Origin of the sequence: Rhizocola hellebori (assembly GCF_016862955.1) — a bacterium.
In the GTDB taxonomy this organism is placed as follows: Bacteria; Actinomycetota; Actinomycetes; order Mycobacteriales; family Micromonosporaceae; genus Rhizocola; species Rhizocola hellebori.
Genome location: NZ_BONY01000166.1, coordinates 1 through 5171, shown reverse-complemented (window position 1 = coordinate 5171; position 5171 = coordinate 1). Strand labels below are relative to the sequence as shown.

General features: G+C 68.1%; 5 protein-coding genes, 1 pseudogene and 1 riboswitch. Of the genes and pseudogenes, 1 reads left to right on the top strand and 5 read right to left on the bottom strand.

What is annotated here, in order from left to right; all coding sequences use genetic code 11:
- Nucleotides 1-294: pseudogene (locus tag Rhe02_RS49095) on the bottom strand (AAA family ATPase); the annotation flags it as partial.
- Between the two features lie 134 nt (nucleotides 295-428).
- Between Rhe02_RS49095 and Rhe02_RS49090 the strand changes: the two are divergent.
- Nucleotides 429-1703, top strand: coding sequence for an aminotransferase class V-fold PLP-dependent enzyme (locus Rhe02_RS49090; protein WP_203915493.1), 1275 nt, complete (start codon nucleotides 429-431; stop codon nucleotides 1701-1703).
- A 62-nt stretch (nucleotides 1704-1765) separates the two neighbouring features.
- Here Rhe02_RS49090 and Rhe02_RS49085 read toward each other — a convergent pair whose 3' ends face one another.
- The 4 genes from Rhe02_RS49085 to Rhe02_RS49070 form a co-directional block, all read right to left on the bottom strand.
- On the bottom strand, nucleotides 1766-2530 hold the full coding sequence (locus Rhe02_RS49085) for an ABC transporter ATP-binding protein (protein ID WP_203915492.1): 765 nt from the start codon (nucleotides 2528-2530) through the stop codon (nucleotides 1766-1768).
- A complete protein-coding gene (locus Rhe02_RS49080) occupies nucleotides 2530-3504 on the bottom strand; it encodes a FecCD family ABC transporter permease (protein WP_203915491.1) in 975 nt (324 codons plus the stop codon). The genes Rhe02_RS49085 and Rhe02_RS49080 overlap by 1 nt, the downstream gene beginning before the upstream one ends.
- On the bottom strand, nucleotides 3501-4361 hold the full coding sequence (locus tag Rhe02_RS49075) for an ABC transporter substrate-binding protein (protein ID WP_203915490.1): 861 nt from the start codon (nucleotides 4359-4361) through the stop codon (nucleotides 3501-3503). The genes Rhe02_RS49080 and Rhe02_RS49075 overlap by 4 nt, the downstream gene beginning before the upstream one ends.
- A gap of 34 nt (nucleotides 4362-4395) precedes the next feature.
- Nucleotides 4396-4527, bottom strand: a riboswitch (cobalamin riboswitch).
- The gene (locus Rhe02_RS49070; RefSeq protein ID WP_203915489.1) at nucleotides 4512-4781 is read right to left on the bottom strand and encodes a DUF4229 domain-containing protein; all 270 of its coding nucleotides are present in this window, start codon (nucleotides 4779-4781) and stop codon (nucleotides 4512-4514) included. It overlaps the preceding riboswitch by 16 nt.
- Nucleotides 4782-5171 lie beyond the last annotated feature (390 nt).

Here is a 5171-nt window from a genome sequence, read left to right as displayed (position 1 = left end):
GACGCTGTCGGTGACGTGGCGGCGGCCGATGTAGAAACGTCCGGCGATGGCTTCTTCGGCGCGTTCGAGGTCGAGGCGGCCGAAGAAGAGCGGCGTGCGGGGGTCGTCGGCCAGCTCGGCGACTCGGCGGGCAAGGGCGATGCCGAGGGTTTCCGCGGCGAAGGGGTCTCCGGCGACTATGTGCCCGGTGGCGTACATCTGCTCGGCGTGCACCCGCATCGCGTGCAGGGCGGCGCGGGAAGTGGACATGTGGGTGCGTTCGGCTTCAAGCTCGGCATCGAGATCGACTGGCATGGCCTGCGGTTCCTCCGGTCTGGTACCCGGCGCAGCGGAACGTGCGCGAACTGACCAGCCTAGCCGCTGACGCCCGGCCGCTCGACGCATTTTCGGTGGCAACCTGAGCGCAGCCCTGCGTGGTCTTATGGACTATGCGGAACACCTCTCTGACGCGGCGCGGACTGCTCGGCGGCGCGGTGGCGCTCACCGCGCTCAGCGCCTGCGACCCCGCACCTGACCCGGGCACCTCCGCGCCCCGGCCGAACCTGGCCGACGTGCCGCCGCTCGACCCGAAGGACTGGGGCTCGGTGCGGGCGCAATTCGCCCTCGACCCGGCTGTGGCGCACTTCGCCGCTTTCGTCTTCGCCAGCTCACCGGCCTCGGTACGCAACGCGATCACCATCCACCGCACCGGTTTCGACCACAACCCGGTCGAGTACCTGCACGCCAACGAGGCCCGCTACGGCGAAGCGATCCGGATGGCGGCGGCGGGCTACCTCGGGGTCCGCACGGACGAGATCTGCTTCACCAACTCCACGACGATGGGGCTGGGCCTGGTCTACAACGGACTGAAGCTCAAGCCTGGAGACGAGATTCTCACCACCGAACACGACTTCTACTCGACCCACGAGTCGCTGCGCTTTCGCACCGAGCGCGATGGCGTAAAGGTAAACCGGGTAAGGCTTTACGCCGATCCGGCCACGGCCAGCGTGGACGAGATCGTGGGCAACCTGGTCAAGGCGCTCACCCCGGCCACCAAGGTGGTCGCCATCACCTGGGTCCACTCCGGAACGGGCGTGAAGCTTCCGGTGCGCCAGATCGCCGACGCGGTCGCCGGTAGGGCGCTGGTGTGCCTGGACAGCGTGCACGGCTTCGGCGCGCAAGACGCCGGCCCCGATCAGCTCGGTGTCGACTTCCTCGTCTCCGGTTGCCACAAATGGCTTTTCGGCCCGCGCGGCACCGGGATCATCTGGGGCAAGCCGTCGGCCTGGGCCCAGCTGACGCCGGTGATCCCCAGTTTCGACTTCTTCAACAGCCCGAACCCGCCACATTCGGCGTCGCCCGGCGGCTACCACGCCTACGAGCACGAGTGGGCGCTCAGCGAGGCCTTCGCCTTCCATCGGGCCATTGGCCGCGATCGGATAGCGGCCCGGATTCACGAGCTCAACGGCCGGCTCAAGGAGGGGCTCGCGGGCACCAAATCGATCCGCTTGATCACGCCACGCTCCGCCGATCTTTCAGCCGGCATCGTCTGCCTCGACGCCGGGGGCCGCAATCCCACCATGCTCGTCAACGGCCAGCTCAAGGCAGCGGGCATCTCGGCCAGTGTCACGCCCTACAGCCCGCCCTATGTCCGGCTCGGGGCGAGCATCGTCACCAGCGAGGCCGAGGTCGACAAGGCCATCGAAGCCTGCCGCAAGCTCTAAGCCAAGGAGCTCACCCGGCGGCCCGCCAACACCGCGGAGCCGCCCAGGGAGAGCTCCAAGGCTTAACCTCGAACAGGCACGATGATTGGGCCGTAGTCGCCGGCGATGACGCGGACTCTGGCCCGATAGTGCTCGCGCAGCAGGTCTTCGGTGAGCACCTGGGCCGGGGGGCCGATCGCGGCCACCCGGCCGTCGGCGAGCAGTGCGAGCCGGTCGGCGTACTCGCCCGCGATCGACAGATCATGCATCGTCGCCAGCACGGTCAGGCCGTGCTCCGCGCGCAGGGTGTCGACGAGCTCGAGCACCTCCTGCTGGTGCCCGATGTCCAGTGCCGAGGTGGGCTCGTCGAGCAGGAGCAGCGGGGCGTCCTGGGCCAAGGCTCGGGCGAGGAAGACGCGCTGCCTTTCGCCGCCGGAAAGCGTCTCCAGCTCCCGGTCGGCGAAGCGGACCAGGTCGAGCTCGCGCAGACGCCGCTCGGCAATGGCCAGATCCTGTGCCGATTCCCGGCCCAGCGGCGGGATGTAGGGGGTCCGTCCTAAAAGGACGTAGTCGATGACCCGCATCCCCGGTGGGACCACCGGCTGCTGCGCCACTGTCGCCACAAGCTGTGCCCGTTTCCTTCTCGGCAGCGCGCTGATCTCCACTCCGCCGATCTGGATCGAGCCGGTGAACGGCAGCACCCCACCGATCGCCCGCAGCAGCGTCGACTTGCCCGCGCCGTTGGGACCGATCACCGTCACCCACTCGCCGCCCGCGACCTCGAGATCGACGCTGTGCAGGATCTCGGTGCCGTCCAGCGCCACCCGCAGACCGCCCACGCCGAGCATTACAGGCTCACCCCCTTGGTGGTACGCAGGACCAGCACGAAGAAGGGTGCGCCGAAGAACGCGGTCACCACTCCGATCGGCAGCTCGCCCGGGGAGATCAGCGTCCGCGCCACGAGATCGGCCAGCGCGAGGAACGCTGCGCCGAAAAGCAGGGAAAGCGGCAGGATCTGCCGGTACGACCCGCCCGCGAGCAGCCGCACGATATGCGGCACCACGATTCCCACAAACCCGATGAGCCCGGAAACGGCCACCGCGGCGGCTGTCCCTAATGCGGCGGCAGCCAGCAGGATCATCCGCGACCGCTGCGGGTGCAGGCCCAGCCCGGACGCTTCGGCGTCACCGACGCTGAGCACATCCAGCTCCCGCCGCATCGCCAGCACCACCACGCTGGTCACGATGGCGTAGGGCAGCAGCAGTTTGACCTCGTGGTATCCGTTGGTGGCCAGCCTTCCCAGCAGCCACGAGTAGACCTCGCGGATGGTGTCCACGTTGCGCTGCAACAGATAGGTCTGCACCGCCGCGGCGAAGGCCGACACGGCCACCCCGGCGAGGATGAGATTCTTGCCACGCCCCAACGCGTAGGTCGCTATCACCGCCGCGATGGCGCCGGTGAACGCCGCCGCCGGTACGAGCAGCTGATCGGACCGCATGCCGATCGCGACGGTCGCGCCCAGCCCCGCGCCCGCCGCCACCCCCAACAGGTACGGGTCGGCGAGCGGATTTCGGAACACGCCCTGGAAACACCCACCGGCCAACGCCAGCATCGCCCCCACCATCAGTCCTAACAGGACTCTCGGCAGCCGGATCTGGGTGACGATCGCGATGTCACGCTCGTTGCCGTTGCCCGCCAGCGCGTCGAGGACCGTGCTCAACGGCAGGTTCACCGGGCCGAGCGCAAGCCCGAGGGCGAAGGCGATCGCCACCGCGATCACCCCCGCCCCGAGCCACAAACGGCTGAGCCTGGCCGGTCTCACGCCGAGACTTTGGCAACCGCGTCAGTGATCGCCCGCATGAGGTCGACAACCCTTGGGCCCCAACGGCTAGCGATGTCAGTATCCAGCGCGACGACATGCCCCGTGCTGACCGCGGTCACCGCGTTCCAGCCCGCTCGCGCCTTCACCTTCTCCGGCGTCTCCCCCATGACCGTGTCGGCCAGGAAAATCATGTCCGGGTTGGCTTTGACGAGCGCTTCCGCGGTCATCTGCGGGTAGCCCGAGTTGGTGGGGTCCGCCGCATCCGCGACGTTGACCAGCCCGGCCATCGTGAACAGTGAGCCGATGAAGGTCTTCGAGGTCGCCGTGTAAAGGGCCGGATCGAGCTCGTAGAAGTAGGTCAGCGGTTTGGTGCGTTTCGGCAGATCCCGCGTCAGCTTGGTCAGATCGTCCTGGATCTGCTTGTTCAGCGCGGTCGCTTCCTGGTCGTGCCCGGTGCGCTTGCCCAGCTCGGTGATCTGGGCGTAGGCATCGTCGAGGGTCTTGGCGTCGCCGGTGATGTAAACCGGAATCTTCAGCGTCTCCAGCTGCGCCTTGATCTGCTTGGTATCCGCGCTCAGCACCACCAGATCGGGGTTCTTCGCGGCGATCGCCTCGGCATTGGGCGTGTAACCCGACAGCTCGGTCTTAGGCGCCTGCGCCGGATAGTTCGAATACTCATCCACCGCGGTCACCTGCTTCCCCGCCCCGATCGCGAAAAGCATCTCGGTCGCGGTCGGCGACAGCGACACAATCTTTTGCGGATACTGGGTTTTGGGCTCTTCCGCCGCCGGGGTGTTGGCACATCCCGACGCGATAAACACCGTGGCCAGGGCGGCGAGCAGTAAGCGTCTTCTCATCTCGGTCCTCCTTCGCCCTTCCGCGAGGGCGCTTGATATCGGGGGACCGCACGCAGGCGACCTGGCTCACCCCTCGCCTGAGAGGGGTATCACAGTTGCGGGACAGCGCCGGGATCTCACCGGCTTCGCTGCGTCACGGTCAACGACACGCTACTGCACGCCGCTGCGCTCTTCCTCATCGTCACCGGCAAGAGCCGACCGAAGCTTCTCCTTTTGCGCCTTACGCCGCTCAAGGCCCTGCTCCACCTGCGTCGCGACCTCATCGCGCATCTTGCTCAGCAGGAACCAGCCCAAAATGGCGCTTACCAGCACCGCAATCATCAGCTTCAGCATGAGGTTCATCGGCACCGGCACCAAAAGAACAAAAACCGCCGCCAGAAGCCCCAGCCGGGCCAGCGTGTATTTCACAGCAGGACTCACGCCCACCAGCCTAAGCCCCTTTCTCTACGCCGCCACGTCGTGGTCGCTCGCCGCATGCTCCCGCGCGGCACATCCCTGCGTGCTCCCCACCCTCCCCCAGCCGCCTCCGGCGGCCCCACCCCACTCCACCCTGCCCCGAGCCCCCACACCCCGGCACCTCGCACCCCACGCCGCGCACCCCCCGCATCGCGCACCCCCACACCACCCCCTGCACCGCGCACACCCACACCACCCCCCGCACCGCGCACACCCGCACCACCCCCCGCACCGCGCACACCCACACCACCCCCCCGCACCCGCGCACACCCACCCCCCGCACCGCGCACACCCACACCGCACCTCGCACCACACCCCCTCGCGCCGCGCACGACTGCACCGCGCACACCCGCA

Coding starts and splice junctions, on each gene's coding strand:
- Rhe02_RS49075 (WP_203915490.1), bottom strand. CDS start 4,361: ATGAGAAGACGCTTACTGCTCGCCGCCCTGGCCACGGTGTTTATCGCG.
- Rhe02_RS49090 (WP_203915493.1), top strand. CDS start 429: ATGCGGAACACCTCTCTGACGCGGCGCGGACTGCTCGGCGGCGCGGTG.
- Rhe02_RS49085 (WP_203915492.1), bottom strand. CDS start 2,530: ATGCTCGGCGTGGGCGGTCTGCGGGTGGCGCTGGACGGCACCGAGATC.